The organism is Calditrichota bacterium (assembly GCA_013152715.1).
GTDB lineage: Bacteria > Zhuqueibacterota > Zhuqueibacteria > Thermofontimicrobiales > Thermofontimicrobiaceae > 4484-87.
Map to the genome: position 1 here is coordinate 2,654 of JAADFU010000171.1, position 945 is coordinate 3,598.

The window sequence follows — 945 nt, forward strand, 5'->3', positions numbered from 1 at the left end:
TTTTTCGGGACTGGGAAGGTAAGCGTGTTTTTTAAGTCGTTTGTCCCCCTTATAAATCATCAAAGAGGCAATGTGGCATTTTCCTGGCTTTCAAAAATGAAGAATTTGTAAAAAAATTAAATTTTTTTTCAATATTTCGGGCAGTTTTTATAATATATTATTAGAAGGTCTCCCACATTTTCTTGAATATTGTCAATATTGCCGAGAATATGAGAAATCTTGTTATGGATTCAGATTATTTACTCAAACATATCAGAGAAAAAATTTACGAGAACTGCCTCACTGTTCAGTCGCTAGCTTCTGACCTAAATCTATCTCCATCCTATCTGCGAGAATTTGTAAACATAAATTTCAATACAAGTCCACAAATATTAATTGAGACAGTAAGATTGGAAGCTGCGATCAAACTTATTTGCAAAAACAATGCTTGCCTCTATTCAATTAGTTCTCACATTGGTTATTCCAATCCAAAAACATTTCGGCAAGCCTTCAAAAGACGCTTAAAAATATCTCCTTCCGAATTGAAAGAAAAAATAAACAATTCACAAGTAGAGAATGAAAAAATTATAAAAGAACTTTGGGATTCATTGAATCATAGCAACGATTTCTACCGTTGATTTATTCCGTTGATAACTACCGTTGATTTTAGGTCTTGACAAAATTGTAAAATTTTTTTATAATTAAGTATTAATATTTTGGTCAACATCGTGGTTGCGAATACAAGTAACATTTCTGTGGATGAAACTATATTAGTCTGTCTATTAGATAACATTCTTGATTTAGATCTGAATTATCTTGCCCTGAATAATGAAAAAAGCTAAAAAAATATTTCACCCATCTTTTTTTCTAAAAAAATATCCAGTAATTAGACAATATGACCAAATTGATTGTGGGCCGGCTGCTCTATTAAGTGTACTTAAATATTACGGCGGTGATGCCAGTCTT

Annotated in this window: 2 protein-coding genes; both read left to right on the forward strand. The window is 31.4% G+C overall.

The genetic code is table 11. The annotated features are described in order from the left end of the window. The first annotated feature begins 224 nt into the window (after positions 1 to 224). Complete coding sequence (locus GXO74_12725) at positions 225 to 617, forward strand: helix-turn-helix transcriptional regulator (GenBank protein ID NOZ62529.1); 393 nt, start codon at positions 225 to 227, stop codon at positions 615 to 617. Between the two features lie 190 nt (positions 618 to 807). Beyond that, on the forward strand, positions 808 to 945 hold a 138-nt coding region (locus tag GXO74_12730), incomplete at its 3' end, for a hypothetical protein (GenBank protein ID NOZ62530.1).

Coding starts and splice junctions, on each gene's coding strand:
- GXO74_12725 (NOZ62529.1), top strand. CDS start 225: ATGGATTCAGATTATTTACTCAAACATATCAGAGAAAAAATTTACGAG.